Here is a 26,367-nt window from a genome sequence, read left to right as displayed (position 1 = left end):
AATCGCTTATTCTCTATATAAAATTGGTTGTTACTGTGTTTGGGCGAAACCTGCGGTTTTAGCTACGCAGAAACTCGCTTTGCTCGTTTTGGCGAAACCTGCGGTTTTCAGACGGCCTATGAACTGTTTTTCAAGCAGAAACTTTGATGCCTGCCGCCAATAGTTCCTGCCGGATTTTTTCGGCAAACACCACGGCGTGCGGCCCATCGCCGTGCAGACAGATGCTGTCAGCTTGCACGGCAACCAGGCTGCCGTTCACTGCTTTGACCTGCCCGTCCCGCACCATCTGCAATACTTGGGCGATGGCTTCTTCGTCGCTGTCCACCTGCGCATCGGGGCGGCTGCGGGGAACCAGCGTACCGTCGGGCATATAGCGGCGGTCGGCGAATACTTCGGAAATCACGCCCAAGCCTGCGGCTTTTCCGGCTTCCAAGAGCAGGCTGCCGGAAAGTGCCATCAGTTTCAATTTCGGGTTGAAATCCGCCACAGTTCGGGCAACGGTATCCGCCAGCGCACGGTTTTTCGCCGCTTGGTTGTACATTGCGCCGTGCGGTTTTACATAAGCCATTTCCAAATCCTGATCACGGCACAAGGCCTGCAATGCGCCCAACTGGTAATTCAGACACGCCCGCAAATCGGCTTCGGACAGATTCATTTCGGTACGGCCGAAGTTTTCTCGATCGGGATAGCCGGGGTGTGCTCCAATGCGCACGCCGTTTTGTTGGGCATACGCCAATGCCGCACGAATATCGGCAATGCTGCCGGCGTGTTGGGCGCAGGCGATGTTGACCGAAGTAATCACCTGCAACAGGACTTCGTCGCTGCCGCAGCCTTCGGCGAGATCGGCGTTTAAATCAACCTGCTTCATGGGCGATTCTCCGTATTTGGTTCAGATAGGCTTGGTTTTTGCGCCGCAGGGCGGCGGCTTCTTTCAAGCCGATTATTTTGAATTTTATTTTGCTGCCGAAACGCACCTGTGCCAGCCTGCCCAAATCGGCGGCGGCAACGGTGGCGATTTTCGGATAACCGCCGGTGGTTTGCGCATCGGCCATCAGGATAATCGGTTTTCCGCCGGGCGGCACCTGCACGGTTCCTGCCTGAACAGCGTGGGACAGCATTTCCAAAGGTTGCGACAGGGCCAGCGGCTGTCCGTCGAAGCGGTAGCCCATGCGGTTGCTGTCGCTTTGCAGCGTCCACGTTTCCCGTTCCAGATTCAGACGGCCTTCTTCACTGAAAGCGGCATATTCCGACGAAGGAACAAGGTGGACGGTATCGGTAAACGGTATCGGGGCGATGCCGACTTTGGACAATTCCTGCGCACCTTTGCCGATGGGGAGACAATCGCCTTTTTGCAGCATTCTGCACTGATGGCCGCCGAAACCGGCTTTCAGGTCGGTGCTTCTCGAACCCATCACTTCCGGCACATCAAATCCACCCGCCACGCACACATAGCCGTACATGCCCTGCACGGCACGCACCAGCTTCAAGGTCTGCCCTTTGCGGGCGGTATAACGCCAATACGAATAGACCGGTTCGCCGTCCAATTCCGCCTGATACACGGCACCGGTGAGACAAAACGGCGTATCCCGTTCAAACACCAGCATTATCCCGCCCAAAGCGATTTCGATTGCGGCCGTGCCTTCGTCGTTGCCCAATAAAATATTGCCCGCCGCCAAAGCAACCGTGTCCATCGCACCGGCATGACCGATGCCGAAACGCCGGTGTCCGTAGCGTCCGGTATCCTGAATATGCGCCGGTGCCTGCACTGCCGAAACGTGAATCATGGCTCAATCCTTTCTGCAACAAAGCGGACTTGGTCGCCCGCCGCCAGCAGGGTCGGCGGATTCAAATCGGCTCGGAACAAGGGTAATTCGGTTCTGCCGATAATCTGCCAGCCGCCGGGCGAAGCGAACGGATACACACCGGTCTGACTGCCGCCGATACCGACCGAGCCGGCGGGAACGGACGTTCTCGGCACGGCACGGCGGGGCGTGTGCAATGCTTCGGGCAAGCCGCCCAGATAAGGGAAACCTGGCTGGAAGCCTATCATAAATACGGTATAGGTTTGCGCCGTATGGCGGCGGACGATTTCGGAAATATCCGTCTGATGGAAAGCAGCGACTTCCGCCAAATCCGGCCCGTATTCGCCGCCGTAGCAGACGGGAATTTCCACCAGTTTGCCCTGATGTTTTGTAACGGCGGTGTGTTCCCACACATATTGCAATTCATCGGCAAGCGTCGCCAAATCGGTATCGAAACGGGTGAACACGGTAAGATTGTTCATGCCGACCACCACTTCCTCAATCCTGTCGTGCTGCTCGAGCGCAGCGGCAAACGCCCACAACTTTTGCTGTTTGCCCAGTTCGGAAGGTGCATTCAGTCGGCAGACCAAAGCGGACTCGCTGATTGGTGTGATCTCTATTCTCATTTGTTGTTCATTTTGGTTATGTTTTAATGAATCTATATGTAGGGGAGGCGGTTTGTCAATATCTTCTGTGCCGCATCATCAAACCGTCGATTGGAAAAGTGCTGCCCTGCCGCTGCACTTTTTCAGACGACCTTAAACCGTTTCTATTAAAATACCGTATTCCTACTTTTTTCATGCGGTATTTATGTTTTCCGAATCCCCTTCCTCAGCCCTCCTGCAAGGCTTAAACCCCGAACAACTTTCCGCCGTAACCTGGCCGCCGCAATCCGCCCTCGTTTTGGCGGGCGCAGGCAGCGGGAAAACCCGCGTGCTGACCACGCGCATCGCATGGCTTTTGCAAACCGGTCAGGCAAGCGTACACAGCATTATGGCAGTAACGTTTACCAACAAGGCCGCCAAAGAAATGCAAACCCGACTCGGCGCGATGATTCCCATCAACGTCCGCGCCATGTGGCTTGGCACGTTCCACGGTCTCTGCCACCGCTTTCTGCGCCTGCACCACCGCGATGCGGGTCTGCCGTCTTCCTTTCAAATCCTCGACAGCGGCGACCAGCTTTCCCTCATCAAACGCCTGCTCAAAAGCCTCAACATCGCCGAAGAAATCATCGCGCCGCGTTCGCTGCAAGGCTTTATCAACGCGCAAAAAGAATCCGGTTTGCGCGCTTCTGTGTTGAGCGCGCCCGATCCGCACACAAGCCGCATGATCGAATGCTACGCCGAATACGACAAAATCTGCCAATGCGAAGGCGTGGTCGATTTTGCCGAACTCATGCTCCGCAGCTACGAAATGTTGCAAAGTAACGAAATCCTGCGCCAGCACTACCAAAACCGCTTCAACCACATCCTAGTCGACGAGTTCCAAGACACCAACAAGCTGCAATACGCCTGGCTCAAACTCATGGCGGGCGGCAACGCGGCGGTATTTGCCGTCGGCGACGACGACCAAAGCATCTACCGTTTCCGCGGCGCGAACGTCGGCAACATGACCGCGCTGATGGAAGAGTTCCACATCGACGCGCCCGTCAAGCTCGAACAAAACTACCGCTCCGTCGGCAACATCCTCACCGCCGCCAACGCTGTTATCGAAAACAACGACGAACGCCTCGGCAAAAACCTGCGCACCGATGCCGAAGCAGGCGACAAAATCCGCTACTACTCCGCCTTTACCGACCTCGAAGAAGCCCAATTCATCGTTGACGAAACCAAAGCTCTCGAACGTGAAGGCTGGGATTTGGACGAAATCGCCGTCCTCTACCGCAGCAACGCCCAATCCCGCGTCATCGAACAAAGCCTGTTCCGCAGCGGCATCCCCTACAAAATCTACGGCGGGTTGCGCTTCTACGAACGCCAAGAAATCAAACACGCGCTCGCCTACCTACGCCTCGCCGTCAATCCCGACGACGACAACGCCCTCTTGCGCGTCATCAACTTCCCACCGCGCGGCATCGGCGCACGCACCATCGAAAACCTTCAGACGGCCTCAAACGAACAAGGCATCACCCTCTGGCAGGCAGCCTGCAACGCCGGCGCAAAAGCCGCCAAAGTCGCCGCCTTCGTCCGCCTGATTGAAGCCCTGCGCAACCAAGTCGGACAAATGCCCCTGCCCGAAATCATCGTCGGCATCCTCAAAGACAGCGGCCTGACCGAACACTACAAAACCCAAAAAGGCGACAACCAAGACCGCCTCGACAACCTCGACGAACTCGTCAACGCCGCCATCGAGTTCAAACCCGAAGACAGCAACTTCGAAATCCTGCCCGATAACATTTCAGACGACCCCGCCTTCCCCATCCTCGCCTTCCTCAGCAACGCCGCCCTCGAATCCGGCGAAAACCAAGCAGGCGCGGGTGAAAAAGCTGTCCAGCTCATGACCGTCCACGCCGCCAAAGGCTTGGAGTTCAACGCGGTCTTCCTCACCGGCATGGAAGAAGGCCGCTTCCCCAGCGAATACTCCCTCACCGAACGTGGCGGCCTCGAAGAAGAACGCCGCCTCATGTACGTCGCCATCACCCGCGCCCGCAAACGCCTTTACATCACCATGGCGCAGCAACGTATGCTGCACGGACAAACACAATTCGGCATCGTCTCCCGCTTTGTCGAAGAAATCCCGCCCGAAGTATTGCACTACCTGTCCGTCAAAAAGACCGCCTACGACAGCTACGGCAGCCCGCGCCAAACCGCCACATTCAAAGACAAAATCATCGAAGACTTCAAACAGCCGCAAACCTACGCAGGCTTCCGCATCGGACAAAACGTCCGCCACGCCAAATTCGGCACCGGCGTCATCATCGATGCCGTTGACAAAGGCGAATCCGCCCGACTGACCATCAACTTCGGCAAACAAGGCGTGAAAGAGCTGGACACCAAGTTTGCGAAATTGGAAGAGATGTAAAAGGGAGATGGCAGGGGTCGTCTGAAACCCGTAGCGCGGGCTTTGCCCACGAATCAAACTCAAAATTTCAGACGACCTCTTTTAGCCAATATTATCGTGGGCGAAGCCCACGCTACGATGTACACCGAGAGGAAAAAGGTCGTTTGAAAACGGGAACAACAATTTTTGCCGAAACCTCCGCCGTCATTCCCGCGCAGGCGGGAATCCAGAAGTTTGAAATTGCAGCAACCTTGAAATGTTCCCGAAATGCCGAGGTCTGGATTCCCGCCTACGCGGGAATGACGGCGGTAGGTTAGCTTCCATGCTTGAGAGGGGCGACCGTATCTACGGCTTAGGTTAGTGGATTACTTTTTTAAGTCAATCCAATGATTACGATTAATTTAGAGAAAATAATGGAACGAACATACAAGAAGATAGACATGGACACCGCAGTATCCATGCTGAAAGACCATCAGTTATGGCTTTCAAGTGGTGGCAAAGAAGGTAAACAAGCTGTTTTTACGGGATATGATTTAAGCGGCTTAGATTCAGATTATGCAGAGGCAAGATATGTAGTTCCTCCTTTTTGGGAGAAGGATCTCTCAAAAATAGATTTGAGTTATTCAAACCTAAGTGGATTGTATTTTAGGGACGTAAACTTGAGCCAAGCTGATTTTCGCGGTGCAAATCTGAAAAACACCCATTTTTATTGGGCAATTTTATTTGATGCAGATTTCAGCGGGGCGGATATTAGTGAGGCAAACATTGAGGAAAGCTCTCTAGTTCAAGCAAATTTGACGAAAGCAGATCTCTTTAAAACAGGTATAACCTATTCATATCTCGAAAATGCAAACCTTCAAGATGCGAACTGTCAAGAAACGAATTTTCGGAACACACAACTGCAAGGGGCAAATTTGCATGGGGCTAATTTTCATAGTGCAGACTTTGGAGGTGCAACTATAGAAGAAAATCAATTAATTCATATCAGATTTGCGGAAAATATCGATTTTGATATTGTTAAAGTAGAGAATGAGTCTCTAAAAAATCAAATATCCTTATTCGAGGATAAAATTCAACTCTTACAGAAAGGGTTGGAACAGACACAATCGGAGTCTAATAGTAGAGGAAATCAGGAAGAAATTGACAAACTACAGAAACAAATCAAACAGATAGAGGAAGAGAAAAATCAAAGTTTAGAAGACCTGAAAAAGTCATTAAAATTACAATGGCGCAATCAAATTCAGTACGCTAGAAATTCACTCGCTCATGCCTTAAAAAATACCGACAACCAAATCAAAAATAACGAAAATACAGCCTGTTGGTTCAAGCGGTTAGGTATTGCTTTGTTCATTATCACCATAATTTTACTATTGATTTTCAGTATATTCGTTTTATGCGCTCCCGATTCTTTCCTCACCCAAAATTTCAATATTTTATTTTACACATTCCCTATCATCACTCTAATGCTGATTGGCACAACCTGTCTACGCCATCAGAAAAATCTGTTGGGGGAAGTCCGTCATTTTTCCAATATGAAACACCAAATCGAACTGTGTAGTGGTTTGCTTGAAGCCTCTCAGCATGCTGCCGCCAGCTTCAATAATCCGGAAAAAGCGGATGAATATGTGCAGGAAACCTTTACCCAGATACGAAATCGTTTGCTCAATAGTCAATATCTGCCCGACAATTCATCGGCAGATAAGCAGTCGGACAATGATTTCGGATCGGATAAGGTGCTTGATTTGTTGAATAAGATCGCCGATTTGTCCGGCAAAAAATCTATGGGGAATTAACTAAGAGGCAGTTGTTACCTGAAAGGTCGTCTGAAAACGTTTTAGCGAAACTTGCTGTCCGTTTTCAGACGACCTTTGTTTTGAAATAGTCATTGTCCGTTCGGGTTTATAGCTATTCTTTGGTTCAAGGTTTTCAAACGGATTTCGTGGGCAAAGCCCACGCTACGGGGTGGTAGTGCGTCGATACTGTCTTGCCGATCGGATTCGATTGTTTAATCTGTCGCAGTCATTCCTGCGCAGACGGGAATCCAGACCTTGGCATTTCGGGAACATTTCAAGGCTGCTGTAATTTCAAACTTCTGGATTCCCGCCTGCGCGGGAATGACGGACGGTAAAAGTCGGGTATAGATACCTAACCCCTGTTTATAGCTGAAATCAATAAGAAAGAACATTATGTCCCAAGTTTTTAAAGATTTTGATTTGTCCTCCGTATGGAAAACTAATAGTTGGGCAGATGAAAACTACAAAGAAGCCCCGTTTACCCCTGAAATTTTGGCTGCCGTAGAAAGTGAGCTAGGCTATAAATTGCCGCAAAGTTTTATTGAATTGATGGCAGTACAAAACGGCGGGATATTTGTTAAAAGCTGCTTTCCGACCACGCAGAGAAATTCGTGGGCGAAAGATCATGTGCAAATTTGCGAGGTATCGGGAATCGGTTTTGAAAAAGAAGGGAGTCTGTGCGGTGAGATGGGGCAAAAACTTTGGCTGGAAGAATGGGAATATCCGCCTATCGGCGTGTATTTTGCCAACGACCCGTCAGGAGGGCATGCCCTGTTTGCCTTGGACTATCGAGAGTGTGGAAAAGACGGAGAGCCGAAAGTAGTATTTGTCGAACAAGAATCGGATTTTGAAATAGTCGAACTTGCCCCCGATTTTAAAACCTTTATCTGCAGCTTGCGGCATGAAGATGAGTTTTCAGATGAGTAAATACAAAATCGAAAAGAATAGGTCGTCTGAAAATTCATCTGCCGTCAGTTTGCGAGGTAGGTTGAACATTCATGTACAACCTACCTGCTTACTCTTTTTTACCTCAATCTTTCCTTCAAATCACCTAATGCAACAAAATGAATGGCGTTTCCGTCTTTAAGACGCCCCAACAACTTCAGGGCCGCCAATCGGTTTAAATCTGCGCGTGCGGTGTTTTCGGCAACATCGAATTGTGCGGCGGTGTCTTTGACCTTGAAAGTCCGTCCCTTGTCTTGGACGGCAGTTTGCAAGATTTCAATTTGGCGGCTGTTCAGTTGATGCCTTTCTGCAAATTGTGCAATTTCGGCGGTAAAGTTTTTCAGTTTGGCCGATTCCCGTTCCACATAAGCCTGCAAATCTAAAATGGCACGCTTGATAACATCCAGTTGGTAGTAAATAAAATATGTCATATCCAAATCATCATATTCGGTATAAAGATAAGATTTGGCATATTTGGACGGAGCTTGGTTCAACAATCGGCTGATGGAAATATATTCAAACAAGCCATAACCGTTTTTCAGCATAAACCAATAAAACAAGGCGCGTGCGGTACGGCCGTTCCCATCGCCGAACGGGTGGATATACCCCGTCAGGAAATGCAGCATAACGGCTTTAACAACCGGATGAATAAACAGAGGATTTTCAATACCATCATGGTCGGTATTGGCAAAATTGCACAATGTTTCCATCAGCTGCGGTACTTCGGAACATTTTGGAGGCTGATAAACAAGGTTTCTATCATAATCGGCGATATGAATATCGTCCGTCTGACGGAACGCTCCGGAAACGGCTTGGTTTTCGATGGCTTCCTCGGTTGCAATACGGTGCAGGGATAAAATCAGATCGATACTTAACAGCTCGTTTTTCAACTCGACAACCTTTTGCATCAACCTGTAGTTATTCACAATCATTTTTTCATGTTTGTCTTTTGGCTTTTGCCGCTTTAAATGCAATAAGGCTTTGGCAACTTTCCTAGTCGTGGCTGCTCCTTCCAATTGCGCCGATGTAATTGATTCTTCCATCATCAAGGTTTTTTTATCAGCTTCAGGAAGCTTGAGGCCGTCTGAAAGCATCATATGGCTGCCGCAGGTCTTATCGATAAAATGCAATAATGATTGCATAGTGTCGGGCACGCAGAAACTGAATTCGTGATTTTGAAAATCCGTAATCTTTTTCTTGCCTGCCAAACGGTTAATCTTGGTTGCCGCCCACACCTTTTCCGCCTGTTTGCCGTATTTGTGTTTGATTTTATCCCAATACAGATAACGGCCTTTTTCGTCCGTGGCTTTATGGGTAGTCATCAGGCAGTAGCCTTCTTCGAATAATTTTTCAGCATCGGCCAATACTTGTTCTTCCGGTATGGGGATATTCAGGCTTTGAATTTGAACAGTCCGGGATGGGAATGATTCTTCTGTCTCCGGACGGACTGCCCCGTCGGCCGTATTTTCTAATTGGTACGGCTTTTGCTCCATATTCGGTAAAAACGAGTCAGTAACTTTCTTTAGCACATTCTCAAATAAAATCTCTTCTACTTTCGGCGGTTTGGTTACTTTCATTATCAACCCTCTCAAACTCACGCAATTTTCAATATTTTGCGTGAGTTTATCTCTTTTCAGGCGATCTGTCTTGTTTTAAGCTGTTTTTCCAATCTTAATAATCCCCACGTTCCTTCTCTCTACCGTCCGTAATACTATTAATCTGTACACTTCCCACTCTCCTACAAAACGGTAATGTATAGTGGATTAACTTTAAACCAGTACGGCGTTGCCTCGCCTTGCCGTACTATTTGTACTGTCTGCGGGGCTTCGTCGCCTTGTCCTGATTTAAAGTTAATCCACTATAAAACAGAAAAAGATGAGGAAGGCAATATAGTCAGCATTACTTACAAAGGCCGTATGGAAGCGGGCGAATTTACTGCTTTCCCATTTATCGCGCTGAATCCTAAAGGCGATGTATCAGTGAAATACAAAGCTTATGTAACATACGCGGACGGCGTCGTTGTGCCGTTTGATGGTTCGGAAGAAGCAAAAGGCTATCAACCGACGATTCATCTGAAATAACAGTCGGGTACGTTTGCCCTGTTAAAAAAGGTCGTCTGAAAACCTGAATCGGTTTTCAGACGACCTTTGCTTTGGGGGACTGGACTATGCTTTGTCCTCTTCGTTTTCCACCGCTTTCGGCGGAACGGGCGCGAACCAGCCGACCAAGAGCAACAATACGCCGACGATGATGAAAGAGGCAATGCGGGCGATGCCGCCGCTGTTGGAAAGCTCGATGAGGAAGAGCTTGACGACGACAATCGCCATCAGCGCCGCGCCGGTTATCCAGAAGGGGCGCAGTTTGCGACGGTTGCCGTACACCATGAGGATGATGGCGGTAACTGCCCAGACGACGGAGAGGCTGGCTTGCAGTCCGAAGGATTGGAGCATGATGTCGAGTTGCCAAGTGATGCCGTCGTAGAAGTGCCACAGGCGCATCACACCCGCGCTGATGACCATGAATGCGAGGGCGGCGACGCCGGGCGCGTTCACGCGGCGGTATTCCGCAGGCAGGGCTTCGGGCAGGGACTTCAGGGCAAACCACAGCATTCCGGCGCAGGCGAGTTCCAGCGGGTTAAGCAGCGGGATATACGGCAACGGCGCGGGTTGGAACGGGGTGGAGAAGTTCGTCCATATCATCCAACTTGCCGATGCAAGGGCGGCTATCGGCAGGGCGAAATGCTGATAGGCAGCTTGATGTCGTCTGAAAAAGTCGCGCTGCCGCTGCGTATGGAGGACGACCCACATGATCAGCGGTACGGCAAGCCACGAGAGCTGCGACCAAACGCCGTCGAGACGATCGCCGACATACATTCCTGCCCAAAGCGACCAAAGGATGCCGATCAGGATGATGTTGAGTTTGTGCAAGCCGATAGGCGCATTGGTTTGGCGGTTATTCAGGATGACGAAGTTCAACACGGTAGCGGCGGCAAGCGGCAAGGCTGCGGCGGCAGTCCATAGGTGTTCGAGGTGATAGCCGATAAAGTGCAGGGCAAACAGGGGCATGAATGCCAAGGTCGTCTGAAAAAGCTCTTTCCAGTTCAAACGGTTGGCAAGCAACAGCAAGGTAGTGAATATCGGCAATGCCCAAAGCTCGATAAACAGGGTTTCTTCGCCCGTCCATTGGGTATAGGTGGCGAAGCCGCCCAGCATCAGGGCGATAACGAGGATAGCCCAGCCTGCAATCTGCGAGAACGGGAGGGTTTGGTCTTGTTTGTCTCGGTTTTCAGATGCTTCGGTTTGGACGCGCGGATATTGCAGCATGTAGGCAGCGGCAAACAGCAGCGGCGCAGCAGCGAAAAGATGCCAGTGTGTCAAAAAGCCGTAGGGTTCATCATTAATCGAGGCTTGGAAGAACAGAATAAAGATTGCATTGCCCAAGGCGAATGTGCTGAACACGTCCGACTTGCCCTTGCGTCGGCAGAACGCCCAAGCCGCCACCAAAGCAGAGAAAACGATGATGCTGCCGCGTTCCGCGAAAAACAGCAAAGGCAGGATGGATGTGTAGAACAGGGCGGCGCAGAGAGCTGCGTCTTGAAGCGTCTGTTCCCATTGCGCAGAGCCTTTACGGCGGTAGAGATGCCATTGCAGGTAAATTGCCGCACCGCCGAACAGGGTCAGTAGGGTGGTGAACCATTGACCTTGCAGGATGGTGGTTTCTCCCGGTTGATAACCGCTCAGCTGGATCAGCGCCGCCAGCAGATAAACGACGAGCGCACCCAAACGCATATGCGGACGCTGTTGGCGCAGTCCGAAGAAATACACGAGTGCGGATTCTACCGTCCACAGGATGACGGTGTTGCCGCGTTCAAAGTAAAGCGGAACGGCGAGCGTGAGGAACAGCAGCGACAGAGTAAAAAACGCCTGACGCAGGATATACAAACCCTGTTGCCGTTTCAGCATCAGCGCGGCAAGTCCGTAAACGGCGGCGAAGCCCAGCGCGGAGAATGCGTCCGCAGACGGCCAGTGTTCCACCATGCGGTATTGCAGTCCGAACGCCGCCGCCATCGTGCCGAACAATAAAGTATGGTCAAGGACGTGGACGCGCAGACCGTGGGAGCAGAGGCTGTTCCAAATTTCTTCCAGCGTCGCATTGTCGGCAACGGGCGCGAGCGTGTCTTCGCGGTTTTCCGTCAGCTTGCGGCGGGCAAACAAATAGGCAATGAAGGTGTAGAGCAGCCAGTGGTAAATCAGGAAAGGCTCGGTAGTGGCGAAATGCTGCGGCGTATAGCTTTGCATGCCCCACAACGCGGCGATGGAGAAAGTTCCGGCAAAACCCGTCAGGTTCAGCGGCCGCCATGCCTTAAACCAAGCAATCGCCGCTACGCCGGCATTGAGCAGGGAAAGGTAGGAAAACAGCACCAAATAATTGCCACTGCCGTCGGATGTCAGGATGGGCGCCGCCAGACCGCCGACCAAGGCAACCTGCGCCATAATCTGCGCGTTTTGCCTGATTGCCAGCAACGCCATCAATACAACCATTGCCACCATCAGCACGAACACGATCGGTGCGGGCAAGAGCGGATGCAGTTTCAACGCTGCTAAAGAGGTCAGATACATCACCGCCACGCCGAAGCCCTGCAATATCAAGCCGTATTCGCGTTTGCGGCTTTGCAGCTTCCAGCCGCCGACGACCGCCGCCAGACCCGCGCCTGCAACTGTCAGATAACGCATTTCCACCGGCACATGAATCCGCTCGGAGGCATAGCGCAAAAGGAACGCCAAGCCGAGGAACAGCACCACGATACCGGTTTTCAGCAGCGGATTGCCGCGCAGGAACCAAGCGACAATCGGATTTTCGGAGAATTTGAAATCGAAACCTTCTTCCTTATGGATAACGGTTTCACGAGAATCTGCGTCTGCGGTTTCTAATGATGTATTTTCAGACGACGTCAGCAAGGCAGGCGCGTCTTGTTCGAGTACGTCCTCTTGAATAGCGGAAACTTGGGCAGGCGTTTCCACGCTGTCTGCGTGCAAAGCAGGTTCGGACTGTACGGGAGATTCAGCGGAAACAGGGGGAACAGGTGTAGAAAAAGAGGGCGCGACGACCGGTTCGATGTGCGGCTCGACGGGCGTATTGTCCGCCGTTGCCAAAGATTCAACCTTCTCATGAAGCGGCGCAGAGGTCGTCTGAATATTGTCGACATGTTCGGACAAAACAGCACGCAGTTTCCGCGCCTGCCCGACTTCTGCTTCATCATGAACGGTTTCTTGTTCCAAAGCCGTCAAACGCTGCTTCAGCAACTCGATTTCTTTTTCCAGATTTTGCAGTTTTGCATCATGTTCTTCCTGATGCGGCTTGCCGAGTTCCCGCGCAAACAACCATAAAAGGGAGCCGAAAATGACGCCGACGGTCATTTCGTCAAGAAAATAGCCAATGAGGATGGGGATGAGTAGGCAGAAATACTGCATAAAACACCTGTCCGATAATGGTAAAAATATGCCAATTGTAGCATCCTTGTCATTGGGCATATGTATAGAAGGCGTAACGGTAAGAAAAGGTGTTGTGCGGTAATGAAGATGTGTCAGTGAAGCAAAAAGGTCGTCTGAAAACCCGAAATCCGTTTTCAGACGACCTGTCTTTATTTTTTCCAATAAGCCGGTGTCAGCAGAATCAACACGGTAAAAATTTCCAAACGCCCCAGCAGCATGACGGCCGAACACAGCCATTTCTGCACATCGCTCAATACCGCATAGCTGCCCGCCGGTCCGACTTCGCCCAAGCCCGGTCCTGCATTGGTGATACAGGCGATGACGGCGGTGAAGGCTGAGATAAATTCCATCCCGCTTGCCATCAGCAAAAAGCTGAACACAATCGTCGTCATGAAATAAATCGAAATAAACGCCATCACGGTCAACGCCATACGGTCGGGAATCATGCGCCCGTTGACCTTGACCGTACGCACCGCTTTCGGGTGCAGCAGAATCATCATCTCGCGCAGGCTGAATTTGAACAAGACCAACGCCCGCACGTTTTTAATGCCGCCGCCCATAGAGCCTGAGCTTGCCAACAGGTTGGACAGGAAAAACATCCACAGCGACACGATCAGCGGCCATTGCGCAAAATCCGTGTTGGAAAAACCGCTTGCCAGCCCGATGGAGACAAAGTTGAAGCTGACAAAACGCAGCGAATCCCCAAAGGTTGCATAAAAATCTTTCTGCCACAGATACACCGCCGACATCAAAATACTGCCCGCCAGCAGCACCAGCAGTACGCGGCATTCCTCGTCCTGCCAATAAGATTTGAGCGAACGCCGTGTCAGCGCCGTGAAATGCGTAGCGAAATTCACACCGCCCCAAAGCGTAAAAAACATGATCGCCCATTCGACGGTCAGCGAATCAAAATAAGCGATGCTGGCATCGTGTGTCGAAAAACCGCCTAGCGACACCGCCGACATCGCGTGGCAAAGCGCGTCAAACCAGCTCATCCCCGCAAAATGCAGCGTCAGAAAAGCCGCCGCCGTCGTCATCGTGTAGAAGAACCAAAGCTTTTTTGCCACCTGCGAAATGCGCGGCGCCATCTTGCTTTCTTTGTCCATTCCCGGAATTTCGGCCTTGAAGAGCTGCGTTCCGCCCACGCCCAGCATCGGCAGAATCGCTACCGCCAGCACGATGATACCCATGCCGCCCAGCCAGTTGAGCATATGCCGCCAAAAATTCACCGACGGGGCCAGCGTGTCCAAGCTCGTCATGACCGTCGCGCCCGTCGTCGTCAGTCCGGACATCGCCTCAAAAAACGCATCGGTAAAACTGATGCCCGGGATGTGAATATAAATCGGCATCGCCGCCACCAGCGCAAACGCCAGCCACAACATCAAAACCAACGTAAACCCGTCGCGCGGACGCAGCTCGCGGCGGAAATGGAAGGTCATCAGCCAAACCGCGCAAGAAGTCAGTGTCGTTGCCAAAGCCGTGTAGGCAAACGCCGGAAACGCATTGTCCAGAAAAAAATACGACATCAGCGTCGGTACTGCGAGCACCATTGAAAACAGCAGCCCCAGTCTGGACAAAACGTGGACAATAGGAAGGAACTTATACATATCAACTAATCTTAACAAACCGGCTGAATCATTCGGCGGTATGGGATGGCGATGAGGAAGCCGATATTTTCAGACGACCTTATCGTCATCAGTAATCGTAAACAGACGTTATTTTAACAAATTATTGCCTTGCCTAGACGCAAAAGGGTAGAAGCGAAGGTCGTCTGAAAACCACATCCGCATCCCGTCCCGCGTTTGCCAGAAAACCCGCTTAAAGGTAAAATTCCGTATTCCAACATGGGTACTGCATCATGACTAAATTTATTTTCGTAACCGGCGGCGTCGTATCTTCACTCGGAAAAGGTATCGCCGCCGCTTCTATTGCCACCATTCTCGAATCGCGCGGTCTGAACGTGACCATGCTCAAGCTCGACCCCTATATCAACGTCGACCCCGGCACGATGAGTCCGTTCCAGCACGGCGAAGTGTTCGTCACCGACGACGGCGCGGAAACCGACCTCGACTTGGGACACTACGAACGTTTCATCAACGCCACCATGACCCGCCGCAACAGCTTCAGTACGGGGCAGGTGTACGAAAACGTTATCGCCAAAGAACGCCGCGGCGACTACCTCGGCGGTACGGTTCAAGTCATCCCGCACATCACCGACGAAATCAAACGCCGCATCCACGAAGGCGCGGCGGGTTACGATGTCGCCATCGTCGAAATCGGCGGTACGGTTGGCGACATTGAATCGCTGCCGTTTTTGGAAGCCATCCGTCAGATGCGCAGCCAGTTGGGACGCAACAACACCTTGTTCGCACACTTGAGCTACGTTCCCTACATCGCCGCCGCAGGCGAAATTAAAACCAAGCCGACCCAGCACACCGTTAAAGAAATGTTGAGCATCGGTTTGCAGCCCGACATCCTGATTTGCCGCATGGATAGGGAAATGCCCGCGGACGAACGCCGCAAAATCGCCTTGTTCTGCAACGTGGAAGAACGCGCGATTGTGGGCAGCTACGACGTGGACAGCATCTACGAATGCCCCGAAATGCTGCACGACCAAGGCATCGACAACATCATTACCGAGCAGTTGCAGCTTAACGTGCAACAGGCGGATTTGACTGCGTGGAAAAAAATCGTCCATGCCATCAAGAATCCGAAACACACCGTCAAAATCGCCATGGTCGGCAAATACGTCGATTTGACCGAATCCTACAAATCGCTGATCGAAGCCTTGAAACACGCGGGTATCCACACCGAAACCGACGTGCAAATCACCTTCGTTGACAGCGAAAACATCGAGAAAAACAACGGCGACGTTTCCATGCTCAAAGACATGGACGCTATCCTCGTTCCCGGCGGCTTCGGCTCGCGCGGCGTGGAAGGCAAAATCGCCGCCGTGCGCTACGCCCGCGAAAACAACGTGCCATACTTGGGCATCTGCCTCGGTATGCAGATTGCGCTGATCGAATACGCCCGCGACGTGGCAGGCTTGAAGGGCGCGAATTCCACCGAGTTCGACCTCAAATGCGCCGCGCCCGTCGTCGCCCTGATTGACGAATGGCAAACCGCCGACGGCAGCGTCGAAACCCGCGACGAATCCGCCGATTTGGGCGGTACCATGCGTTTGGGCGCACAAGAGGTTGAATTGAAAGCAGGCAGCCTCGCCGCCAAAATCTACGGCAGCGAACACATCCGCGAGCGCCACCGCCACCGCTACGAAGTCAACAACAACTACGTTCCCGCGCTGGAACAGGCTGGCTTGGTTATCGGCGGCGTATCCGCAGGACGCGAACGCTTGGTCGAAACCATTGAACTGCCGAACCATCCTTGGTTCTTCGCCTGCCAGTTCCACCCCGAGTTCACTTCCAATCCGCGCAAAGGCCATCCTTTGTTCACCGCGTTTGTCAAAGCCGCGTTGAACAATAAAAAAAGCTGATGCTTGGCAAAAGGTCGTCTGAAAAGAGAAAAAGCACCTCGATTGAGGTGCTTTTTCTCTTTTCAGACGACTATGGATAATGTTCATTCAAATAAAAATGGCTATCGTCTTATCTCCCGCGAAATGGAAAAACGATTCTTAGTATTTTAAGAAGGATGTAAGGGGGAAGACAATTTTAAAATTTCAAAATTCTAGCCTGTTCTGAAATGATGAGCTATGCCTTTCTATTTGAATTGACTATAAAAATGTCGTATTGTTGTAAAAAGTCTAAACTCTAATGAATAATAATTCCTATCAAGATGAAAAGCATTGTTTAAATATCGAAAGTTCATTATGATTGCGCAAACTGTTCCACGGGTCTGCTGTTTTTGGTTTTGAGTCTCTTATTTTTGTAAAACGATAGGCCTAGATTTGATTCTTTGATTAAAGAGGAGTTTGTATGAAAAAAGCCATTATTGCCCTGACTGTTGCGGCTTTGCCTTTTGCAGCATCCGCCGAAGTTGTCCTGTACGGACAAGTTAAAAGCACCATCACCTCCGGACAGGTGAAAATCAAAGGTAACGAAGGTACGGAAAAAAGCGCGACTGCAACCCGTATCAACGACAACACTTCGCGCATCGGTTTCAAAGGCAACGAGAAACTTTCAGACGACCTCAAAGTCATTTGGCAGGTTGAACAGCGTACTTCCATTTTGGGTGAATCCAACAGCCAGCGTTTCGGCAACCGCGATTCCTTCATCGGCTTGGAAGGCACGTTCGGTAAGGTACGTGTCGGCAATATGAACAATATGCTCAACGAGATGGATACCATCGACCCGTGGTTGTACAAAACCAACGCGATGGGTTTGGGCATCAACACCCGCACCGGTGTGCGCACCACATCCGTACGTTACGACAGCCCTTCGTTTGGCGGGTTCAAGTTTAATGCATCCTACGCGCCGCGCGACAACCGCAATCCGGACGACAAATATAAACATGAACAACCCGGCAAGGAGCAATATACCGCCGGTTTGACTTATGAAAACAGCGGTTTCACCACCAACCTTGCCTACGGCCATTACAAAGGCGCGTACACCGACAAGAACGGTAAAACCAAAGCCGCGCAAATCGCTAAAATCGAGAGTTACTACGACAAAAACAACCTGTTTGTCGGCGTAGGTGGGCAATACGCTAAAGGTCATGAAAACGCGAACAAATATTTGGGTTACTTTACCGATGATTTCAATACGTACAAAGGCACTGACATTACTGCCGATGCCGGTAAAAATGAAGCCGTCAAAGTCGCCGATGCAGCCGTTACCGTGGGTTATACCTTCGGCAACCTGACCCCACGCCTCACTTACGCCCACGGCTGGGCAGCAAAAGGCGTGAACAGCGGCGAGAAATTGGTTGATAAATTCGATCAAGTAGTAGTTGGTGCCAACTACAAATTCAGCAAACGTACTTCTATGCTTGCTCATGCCGGCTATATGAAACTGGGCAGCAAAACCCGCCTGACGCCGACCCAAACAGGGTCTGTTGAGCAAAAAGCCGTTTCTTTGGGCATGGTTCATAAATTCTGATGAAACCGTAAGGATAATCAGAAAATATAAAAGGTCGTCTAAAACCTGATTATGGGTTTCGGACGACCTTTTTTGATTGTGTGGAACTTTACATCTGCACTGAGCCGATGACCGTGATGCTGATTTCTTCTGAGCCGGGAGAAGGGGCTTGGATGGCGTTGTTTTCGTCGCTTGCCGCACTTCTAACAATAGCGGATTCGGCACTCATCATTTTGGCGCGGGCGAAACCCAAACGGTCGTCGATGGAGCGGTTGCCGATGTGACCTAAATTGAGTTTGACGATTTTGTAGTTGGAAAAACCGAGCGTTTTCGCTAAATCTTGTGCGCGGTCTTTGAAGCGCAGGATGGCGGCTTTGCTGACTTGATCGACGGCGGCTTCGCGTTTTTCTTTGGATATGCTGAAGCCGATGTGGTTGAGGGTTGCAGATTGCAGCGTCTCGTCAGTCAGGCGGTTGATGGCGTCAAAGTCTTTGCTTTCGACTTTGAACGAGGCAACTTCTTCCCAGCCTGTTTGGATGCGCTTGCCGTTGTTGTATTCATGGCGAGGGCTGGCGCTGCGGCTGAGGAGTTCGGCTTGGAGCTTGTTGTTTTGTACGGCTTTGTTGAAGTCGTTGAATTTTTTCTGAAATGCTTTATTCACCGTAGCGCGGTCTTTGCCTTCGGCATTGATGCTGAAGTGGGCGGTCATGGTATCGCGGGTTATTTCCAGATTGGCGGATTCGGCAAACTCGACCATGTTGTAATGAAGGGTGTCGGTTTCGGCTGCGGCGGGCAGGGCGGTTGCGAGCATAAGAGCGGCAAGAATCGGGCGTAACATGGATTTTCCTTTTGGTATCAGATGTGGAAACGGATAATATTGGATAATTTGTGTCAGGTCGTCTGAAAGTACGGTTTCGACGAAGTTAAAAAAGGTTTTGACTTTACTGCAACCAGTTTCAGACGAACTTTGATAGTGTTAGCCGAAAAAGCCCATTTTGACTTGGATGAGTTTTTCGAGTTCGGGCAAGACGCGGCGGCGGGAAACGAAGAAAATGATGTGGTCGCCGTCTTGAACGAGGACGTCGGTGTGGTGTCCCATGATGACTTCGCCCGTTTCGGCACGGACGATGGCGGCGATGTAGCAGTCGCCCGGCCATTTGATGCCACTGATGCGCCTGCCGACGATGGCGGAGGTGTTTTTGTCGCCGTGGACGACAACTTCGATGGCTTCGGCAGTGCCGCGTCTGAGGGGGTGGACGGCAACGATGTCGCCTCGGCGGATATGGGCGAGGATGGAGCCGATGGTGATGAGGTGCGGCGACACGACGATGTCGATTTTGTTGCCTTCGAGCAAATCGACGTAGCTGGAGCGGTTGACGATGGTGACGACGCGCTTGGCGCCGAGGTTTTTCGCCAACAGGCTGGACATGATGTTGTTTTCGTCATCGTTGGTCAGGGCGCAGAAGACGTCGATTTCGTCGATATATTCTTCGTCCAGTAGCGTTTCGTCGGTGGCGTTGCCTTGCAGGACGAGGGTGTTGTCGAGGTTTTCGGCGAGCCACTCAGCGCGGCGAGGGTTGTGTTCGACGATTTTGATGTCGTATTTGGATTCGAGCTGCTTGGCGAGGCGGTAGCCGATGTTGCCGCCGCCGGCAATCATGATGCGGCGGGTGCGCGCTTCTTTGGGACGCAGTTCGCGCATGATGGTGTTGACGCTGTTGGTGTCGGCAGCAAAAAGTACCTCGTCGCCTTCAATGATGACGGTTTGCGGCGTGGGGACGATGAGGCGGTTGTTGCGGTATATGGCGCAGATTTGGCAGTCCACGTCTTCGGGGAGGTGTTGGTTGATTTCGGCAATTTCACGATTGACGAGCAGCCCGCCTTTGCGCGCCTGTACGATGATCATGCGGACTTTGTCGTCGGCAAACCGCAATACCTGCAACGCGCTGGTGTAGCTGAGCAGCCCGACGAGCTGTTCGGTAACGAGTTGTTCAGGGCTGATGGTTTCGGTGATGTCGAAGACGGTAAGGCTGCCGTTTTCCGTATCGTCATTTTCGGGGTAGGGGTATTCCAGATATTCGCTGGAACGCACGCGGGCGATGCGGCTGGGGATATTGAAGAGGTCGGCGGCGATTTTACAGGCGACGATGTTGGTTTCGTCGCTGCGGGTCAGGGCGAGCAGGAGGTCGGAGTCTGCCGCCCCCGCCTGTTCGAGGATGAACGGGGATGCGCCGTTGCCAAGTATGGTTTGGACGTCGAGACGGCTGCCGATGTGTTGCAGGGCTTTTTCGTCGATGTCGATAACGGTAACGTCGTTGCTGGAAACGGAGGCGAGGTTTTGCGCGACGGTCGAGCCGACCTGTCCGCTGCCGAGGATGAGGATTTTCACGGTTTTTTGGGGGGATTGGTAAGGATGATGGGATTGTATAACAAAAAGGTCGTCTGAAAACCTATTTTCAGACGACCTTTTGTTGATTTCAGGCAGGGTTTACCAGTAGCCCAGCACTTTCCACCAGATAATGCCGATGGTGCCGAAAATCAGGATTTCGACCACGCTCATGATGAAGCCGGCTTTCCACCATTCGGTCATGCTGACATAGTTCGAACCGTAGATGACGGGGGATGAACCGGAAGCGTAGTGGGTCAGCGACATCATGATGCCGGTGGCGGACGCCATAATCAGGGCGAACAGCATTGGCGGTGCGTCCAAGGCGAGACCTGCACCGTAGAACGCGCCGAACATGGCGGTAACGTGTGCCGTGCCGCTGGCGAAAACGTAGTGGGCGTAGAGGTAGGCGAGTACCAGAAGGGCGCAGCCGGCTTCCCAGCCCAAGCCGAGATGGGAGATGCCGCACTGCAGGGATTCGGACAGCCATGCAATCAGTCCCAATTTGTTGAGGAAGTTCGCCATCATTACCAAGGCGGCAAACCAGACGATGGTGTCCCACGCGCCTTTTTCTTTCAGCGCGTCGTCCCATGTCAGTACGCCGGTGAGCAGGCACAGGCTCAGGCCGAGGAAGGTGGTGGCGGTGGCATCGACTTTCACGCCGAACAGCATTTCGGGAACGCCCGCCCACAAAAGCAGCAGAATCACGAAAATGCCGAGCATGATTTTTTCATCGCGCTTCATCGCGCCCATTTCTTTCAGTTTTTCTTTGGCAAGGGCGGTCGCGTTAGGTGTTTGTTTGATTTCGGGCGGATACAGGAAATACAGCACCAGCGGCATCAGGAACATGGCGATCAGACCGGGGACGACCATGGCGGCGAACCATGTGCCCCAAGAGAGGTGGATTTGCGAATCGGTAGCTTTGGCGACTAATTCGACAACCAACGGGTTGGGTGCGGTTGCGGTAATGAAGATACAGCAGGTGATGATGTTGGCGTGGTAGTTGACCAGCGCGAGGTATTTACCGATTTTGCCTTCCGTGCCTTTTTCGGGGTCGGAATCGAAGCTCAGGGCGATGGAACGCATAATCGGATGCACAATCGCGCCGCCGCGCGCGGTGTTGCTCGGCGTTACCGGACCGATGACCAAGTCCGCCAAAGCCAGGCTGTAACCTACGCCCAGCGTGCGTTTGCCGAAAAGGGAAATCAGAAGGTAGCCGATACGCATCCCCAAGCCGGTTTTCAACAAACCGCGCGAGATGATGATGGCGATACCGATCATCCAGATTAACGAGTTGTTGAGGCTACTCAGAGCGTCTTTGGTTGCGTCGGCTGCTTTTTCGTTGGTCACGCCGGTCAGCGCGACCAAGGTAATGCCCAAAATCGCCATTGCGCCGATGGGCATGGCTTTGCCGATGATGCCGGCGATGATGCCGACGAACAACGCCAAAAGGTGCCATGCGTCGGGCGATACGCCCTGCGGCACGGGTATGACGAACCAGATAATCAGCGTCAGCGCGAGCGCAACCGCCGCAGGAATTGGCTTGAAGCCCATGTTGAGTCTCCTAGTTTGAGGTATCGGGGAAATCGGATTTCAGACGACGTGTGTCCGTTTTGGTGGGGAGAGGTCGTCTGAAACGTATTTGGCAGCAGTTGTTTTTTATGTTTTTCTTTTGGTGGTTTGGGTAGTGCGTGTTTGTGTTGCCATCTTTTTCAGACGACGTTTCTTGAGTTTTACGTTTTGCCCTCTCCCTAACCCTCTCCCACGGGGAGAGGGAATAATGGCGCTGAAAATCAACCTTTATCAAATTTTCTGCAATCTGTCCCCTCTCCCCGCGGGAGAGGGTTAGGGAGAGGGTAAAATCTCAGGATGCACCGTATCGTTTTCCTTGATGGCAAATCTTCCGGTAAGTTTTAGTCAGACGACGTGTGCCCGTTTTGGTGGGGGAGGTCGTCTGAAACGTATTTGGCAGCAGTTATTTTTTATGTTTTTCTTTTGAGTGTTTGGGTAATGCGTATTTTTTGTTGCCATCTTTTTCAGACGACGTTTTTTAGGTTATTGCGTTTTGCCCTCTCCCTAACCCTCTCCCACGGGGAGAGGGGATAATGGCGCTGAAAATCAACTATTATCGGATTTTCTGCAATCTGTCCCCTCTCCTGCGGGGAGAGGGAATAATGGCGCTGAAATCAACTATTATGGATTTTCTGTAATCCGTCCCCTCTCCCCGTGGGAGAGGGTTAGGGAGAGGGAAAAACCTCAGATTTAGTAGGTTCGGTTGTGAAACCCAACAAATACTGAAACCCTAATCATCATGTTGGTTCATATCCCAACCTACGAGCATTTTTCAGACGACCTCCTATATAGAAAAGGTCGTCTGAAACGCCGTATCGGATTAATCCTGCTCCGCCGGCAGTCCGTACTCTTCGGGGAAGGTACGCAGCGAGCTTTGCAACACGGTAACCGCGCCGTCAATCAGGCCGCAGCGGCCGCTTCGGGGCAGCAGTTGGCACAGGCTTTGCAGGGCGCGGAGGTCGTCTGAAGTGCCGATGCCGGTATCCACGCGGTTGAGCAGGCGTGAAAGTTGGAAGGTGCCGCCTTTGCACGGCGGGCATTGTCCGCATGAGTTGGAGGCAAAAAATTCCACATACTCAGCCACTTTGCGCACGACGCTGGTTCCTTCGGAAATCACAATCATCGCGCCCGTGCCGAGGCTGGATTTGCGTTCGCGCACGGACACGAAGTCCAAAGGCACATCCAAATCTTTGACGGTCAGGAGCGTGTTTGACGGGCCACCGGTGAAGACGGCTTTAAACGTCCGTCCTTCGAGCATACCGCCGCCGTGGTCGAAAATCAGCGATTGCAGGGTCGTACCCATCGGCAGTTCGTACAGGCCCGGATTCAATACGTCGCCGGAGAGCGAGTAGAGTTTCGTGCCTGCGGCATCGCCCAGGCCCAGCGATTTGTACCATTCCGCGCCTTTGGCAAGGATTTGCGGGATGTTGGCGAAGGTTTCGGTGTTGTTGATTAAGGTCGGTTCACCTGCTACGCCGCTTTCGGCAGGGAACGGCGGCTTGCGGCGCGGGAACGGGAAACCGCCTTCCAACCATGAAATCACGGCGGTTTCTTCGCCGCCGATGTAGCGGCCTGAAGTTTCGACCAATTTCAGGTCTAAAGGTTTGCCCAGATAGTTTTCGATGCGGATGAACAAATCGCTTTTTTTCCATTGCTCGATGGCGGGTACGATGGAGGCGACGGATTCGGTCTGGTGCGGGTTGACGTACATAATCGCTTTGTTGGCGCGGCAGGCGACGGCGGCAATCAGTACGCCCTCGATGACTTGGTGCGGCGTTTTCGCCAGCAGTACGCGGTCTTTGAACGTACCCGGTTCGTCTTCGTTGGCGTTGCAGACGACGTATTTGTCGCCGTGTTTGCTTTCTGCGGCAACGGCCGCCTCCCATTTGCGCCAGGTCGGGAAACCTGCGCCGCCCATGCCGCAGAGGTTGGCGTCTTGCAGCTTGGAAACGATGCTTTGAGGATCGGCAAGCGCCGCCAGCAGGCCTTCGCCGCCGCCGACTTTGCGCCACGCGGCCAAATCCGCGCCGACTTGGCGGGACGGGTGCAGTAAGTTTTGATTGGCTTGGTTCATGATTGTTGCTCCTGCAAACCGGCGTGTTCGCGCAAATCGAATTTGCCGTAGTCGGGATATAAAACGGGGGCTTTGATGTCGCTGGTTAGTCCGGCGCGGGTCATTTCGCGTTGCAGATCGTGGACGTGTCCGACACCGCCGCGTACTTTTTTCAGCGGCAGACCGCAATTTGCGGCGGCTTTACCCGCGCGGCGGCCGAAGCTGATGATGTCCAGAAGCGCATTGCCCATTAAGCGGTTGCGGCCGTGGATGCCGCCGGTTACTTCGCCGGCGCAATAGAGACCTTCGACGCAGGTCGCGCCGTCGCCGTTGATTTCGACGCCGCCGTTTTGGTAGTGCAGGGTCGGATGAATCATTACAGGCTCGACGGCGGGATCGATGCCGCATTTATGGGCGACGTGGCCGAGCGTAACCAAACGGTTCAATACATCAGGATCGTTTTCAATCAGGCGCGGGGTGTCGAGGAACACGCCGACCTGTCCGTCGCGTACTACGCCGCGGCCTTCGCGGCACTCGCGCAAAATGGCGGCGGCAACAACGTCGCGCGGCTGTAATTCGTCAACGAAACGTTCGCCCAAGCCGTTGACCAGTTTGGTGCCTGCGGAACGCACGGCTTCGGAAATCAGCGCGCCTGCCAAGTGCGGCGGATGGGCGACGCCGGTCGGATGGTATTGGAAGGAATCGATGTCGCGCAGTTTCGCGCCGATGCGGTATGCCATCACCAGACCGTCGGCGGTTGCGCCGTAGTGGTTGGAAGTGGCGAAACCCTGCAAATGCAGCCGTCCGCTGCCGCCGGTTGCCAATACCACGGCTTTGGCGTGAACCAATACCAAAGAGCGTTTTTCCAAATCGTACAAAATCGCGCCGACGCAGCGGCCGTGTTCGTCCGACAATAATTCGATGGCGGGGTGGCGGTTGAGCTGGGTAATGTTTTCGTCGAGTTCGACCGCCTCGCGCAGTACGCGCATCATTTCGAGGCCGGTGAAGTCGCGGTAGCTCAGGATGCGCGGCACGGTTGTACCGCCCGCACGTTTGCGGCTCAACATACCGTTGCTGTCCGCGCCTTTGGCAAGGTCGAAAGTCATGCCCAAGCCGATCAGCCAGCGGATAGCGGACGGCGCGTCGGTAACCATTTGCGCCACCAATTCTTTTTTGCCTGCGTTGTGGCCGCCTTTGATGGTGTCGTCAAAGTGCTGCTGCAAGCTGTCTTCCGCGCCGACAGCAGCCTGAATGCCGCCTTCTGCCATTACGGTATTGCTGTCGCCGATACGCAGCTTGTTCGCCATAATCACGCGCGCGCCTGCTTCGGTTGCAGACAACGCCGCTGCCGCACCCGCACCGCCGCCGCCGATAACCAGCACGTCGGTGTTCAAATGTTCCGCGCCTGACAAATCATAGTCGTCAATCAGCGGATGACTGATCAGCAGTTTCGCTAAATCAGGATGGCAGTAATCGCCCGTGTTCGGGCCGATGGGCAGTTTGACGCGCGCATTTGCTTGATAGTCGGGGTGGAATTGGCTCAACAATTCGTTTTTTTCCGGCAAGTCGCCGCGCAGTTCCAATGAGGAAGCACGCAGGTTGGCAAGGGCGGTTTCGTAGTCTATGCCTTGAATTTTTTTCGCCATCACATTGCCTCCTCTTCAAATTCGACTTTCATTTTGCCGCTGTCGATTTCTTGCAGGCGGCGCATCAAATCCACCGGACGCAGCGTGCGCGCAGCTTTCATACGGCGGGCGAACAAGCCTAAGTGGTTCGGACGGATGTGTTCCGGGCAGGAAAGGGTGCAGAGGTTGCACATCACGCATTGGTCGAACGTCAGCGCAGCCGCGCCAAAATCTCCTGATACCACTTGCGCCACGCCGTTTTCCACTTCCAAACCTTTGGGGCAGGCGCGGTTGCAGCCGCCGCAATGACGGCAGTGTTGCGCTTCGGGGAAGGCTTTGGCGGTGTCGTCCAGCCAGTTCCAGCCGTCGCCGACCTCGCTCACGTCGTAATATTGGATATGCTCGGGAATGAAGTAGTCCAAGAAGCTGACCTGCATCCCTTCTTCGACTTTGGTTTCACACGCCAACGCAGTCGTTACTTCGCGCTCGCCTTCCTTGCGGATCATGCAGCGGCACGAACCGCACACGCCTTGCCCCATACAACCGACGTTGGCGGTAATCGCGCTGCCGGCACGGGCATAGGCCTGAATGATTGACGAGTCGGCGGAGGCTTTGACCTCGTGGCCGTCTATGGTCAGGGTTAACAAGTTTTCACTCATGGTAGTGTCC

17 protein-coding genes and 1 pseudogene are annotated in these 26,367 nt (G+C 52.6%); 5 read left to right on the top strand and 13 right to left on the bottom strand.

Annotated features, from left to right (window positions below; translation table 11 throughout):
* Positions 1-130: 130 nt before the first annotated feature.
* The 3 genes from pxpA to pxpB are packed head-to-tail and all read right to left on the bottom strand — an operon-like array spanning position 131 to position 2,428.
* Complete coding sequence (gene pxpA / locus DBY90_RS03835; protein ID WP_070492630.1) at positions 131-868, bottom strand: 5-oxoprolinase subunit PxpA; 738 nt, start codon at positions 866-868, stop codon at positions 131-133.
* The gene (locus tag DBY90_RS03830) at positions 855-1,784 is read right to left on the bottom strand and encodes a 5-oxoprolinase subunit C family protein (RefSeq protein ID WP_107986559.1); all 930 of its coding nucleotides are present in this window, start codon (positions 1,782-1,784) and stop codon (positions 855-857) included. Before DBY90_RS03830 ends, pxpA begins: the two co-directional genes overlap by 14 nt.
* Positions 1,781-2,428, bottom strand: coding sequence for a 5-oxoprolinase subunit PxpB (pxpB, locus tag DBY90_RS03825; protein WP_070492629.1), 648 nt, complete (start codon positions 2,426-2,428; stop codon positions 1,781-1,783). Before pxpB ends, DBY90_RS03830 begins: the two co-directional genes overlap by 4 nt.
* Before the next feature lie 184 nt (positions 2,429-2,612).
* On the opposite strand from pxpB, the gene uvrD reads away from it, so the two are divergent.
* The 3 genes from uvrD to DBY90_RS03805 all read left to right on the top strand — a co-directional run bounded on the left by uvrD (position 2,613) and on the right by DBY90_RS03805 (position 7,519).
* Positions 2,613-4,820: a DNA helicase II gene (gene uvrD, locus DBY90_RS03815; protein ID WP_070492628.1), complete on the top strand. Its 2,208-nt coding sequence runs from the start codon at positions 2,613-2,615 to the stop codon at positions 4,818-4,820.
* 419 nt (positions 4,821-5,239) lie between these two features.
* Complete coding sequence (locus DBY90_RS03810; RefSeq protein WP_185952181.1) at positions 5,240-6,592, top strand: pentapeptide repeat-containing protein; 1,353 nt, start codon at positions 5,240-5,242, stop codon at positions 6,590-6,592.
* A 393-nt stretch (positions 6,593-6,985) separates the two neighbouring features.
* Positions 6,986-7,519: an SMI1/KNR4 family protein gene (locus tag DBY90_RS03805; protein WP_070492625.1), complete on the top strand. Its 534-nt coding sequence runs from the start codon at positions 6,986-6,988 to the stop codon at positions 7,517-7,519.
* 98 nt (positions 7,520-7,617) lie between these two features.
* On the opposite strand, the gene DBY90_RS03800 is transcribed toward DBY90_RS03805, so the two are convergent.
* From DBY90_RS03800 to DBY90_RS03785, 4 genes and pseudogenes are all read right to left on the bottom strand, one after another.
* The gene (locus DBY90_RS03800) at positions 7,618-8,745 is read right to left on the bottom strand and encodes a Fic family protein (RefSeq protein WP_234405096.1); all 1,128 of its coding nucleotides are present in this window, start codon (positions 8,743-8,745) and stop codon (positions 7,618-7,620) included.
* A 542-nt stretch (positions 8,746-9,287) separates the two neighbouring features.
* Positions 9,288-9,400: pseudogene (locus DBY90_RS12695) on the bottom strand (IS5/IS1182 family transposase); the annotation flags it as partial.
* Positions 9,401-9,702: 302 nt separating this feature from the next.
* Positions 9,703-13,008 carry a DUF2339 domain-containing protein gene (locus DBY90_RS03790; RefSeq protein ID WP_107986557.1) on the bottom strand — a complete coding sequence of 1,102 codons (3,306 nt, stop codon included), beginning with the start codon at positions 13,006-13,008 and terminating at the stop codon, positions 9,703-9,705.
* 170 nt (positions 13,009-13,178) lie between these two features.
* Complete coding sequence (locus DBY90_RS03785) at positions 13,179-14,636, bottom strand: TrkH family potassium uptake protein (protein ID WP_003760257.1); 1,458 nt, start codon at positions 14,634-14,636, stop codon at positions 13,179-13,181.
* Positions 14,637-14,887: 251 nt separating this feature from the next.
* Between DBY90_RS03785 and DBY90_RS03775 the strand changes: the two genes are divergently transcribed.
* Together DBY90_RS03775 and DBY90_RS03770 are read left to right on the top strand one after the other, a co-directional pair.
* Complete coding sequence (locus DBY90_RS03775) at positions 14,888-16,522, top strand: CTP synthase (protein ID WP_070492620.1); 1,635 nt, start codon at positions 14,888-14,890, stop codon at positions 16,520-16,522.
* Between the two features lie 439 nt (positions 16,523-16,961).
* Positions 16,962-18,083: a porin gene (locus DBY90_RS03770; protein ID WP_070492619.1), complete on the top strand. Its 1,122-nt coding sequence runs from the start codon at positions 16,962-16,964 to the stop codon at positions 18,081-18,083.
* Between the two features lie 88 nt (positions 18,084-18,171).
* Here the strand turns inward: DBY90_RS03770 and DBY90_RS03765 are convergent, their stop codons facing one another.
* From DBY90_RS03765 to DBY90_RS03735, 6 genes are all read right to left on the bottom strand, one after another.
* Entirely contained in the window at positions 18,172-18,900 is a 729-nt protein-coding gene (locus DBY90_RS03765) for an SIMPL domain-containing protein (RefSeq protein ID WP_070492618.1), read from the bottom strand.
* 138 nt (positions 18,901-19,038) lie between these two features.
* On the bottom strand, positions 19,039-20,451 hold the full coding sequence (gene trkA, locus DBY90_RS03760) for a Trk system potassium transporter TrkA (RefSeq protein WP_070492617.1): 1,413 nt from the start codon (positions 20,449-20,451) through the stop codon (positions 19,039-19,041).
* Positions 20,452-20,550: 99 nt separating this feature from the next.
* Positions 20,551-22,002 carry a DASS family sodium-coupled anion symporter gene (locus DBY90_RS03755; protein WP_070492616.1) on the bottom strand — a complete coding sequence of 484 codons (1,452 nt, stop codon included), beginning with the start codon at positions 22,000-22,002 and terminating at the stop codon, positions 20,551-20,553.
* A gap of 838 nt (positions 22,003-22,840) precedes the next feature.
* A complete protein-coding gene (locus DBY90_RS03745) occupies positions 22,841-24,094 on the bottom strand; it encodes a complex I 51 kDa subunit family protein (RefSeq protein ID WP_070493556.1) in 1,254 nt (417 codons plus the stop codon).
* The gene (locus DBY90_RS03740; protein WP_070493559.1) at positions 24,091-25,719 is read right to left on the bottom strand and encodes an FAD-binding protein; all 1,629 of its coding nucleotides are present in this window, start codon (positions 25,717-25,719) and stop codon (positions 24,091-24,093) included. The genes DBY90_RS03745 and DBY90_RS03740 overlap by 4 nt, the downstream gene beginning before the upstream one ends.
* Positions 25,719-26,357, bottom strand: coding sequence for a 2Fe-2S iron-sulfur cluster-binding protein (locus DBY90_RS03735; protein ID WP_003740748.1), 639 nt, complete (start codon positions 26,355-26,357; stop codon positions 25,719-25,721). The genes DBY90_RS03740 and DBY90_RS03735 overlap by 1 nt, the downstream gene beginning before the upstream one ends.
* Between the last annotated feature and the right edge of the window lie 10 nt (positions 26,358-26,367).

The sequence above is a fragment of the Neisseria mucosa genome, from assembly GCF_003044445.1.
Classification (GTDB): Bacteria; Pseudomonadota; Gammaproteobacteria; order Burkholderiales; family Neisseriaceae; genus Neisseria; species Neisseria mucosa_A.
Note: the sequence above shows the minus strand (reverse complement) of the source record. Positions and strands in the feature narration are given on the sequence as shown.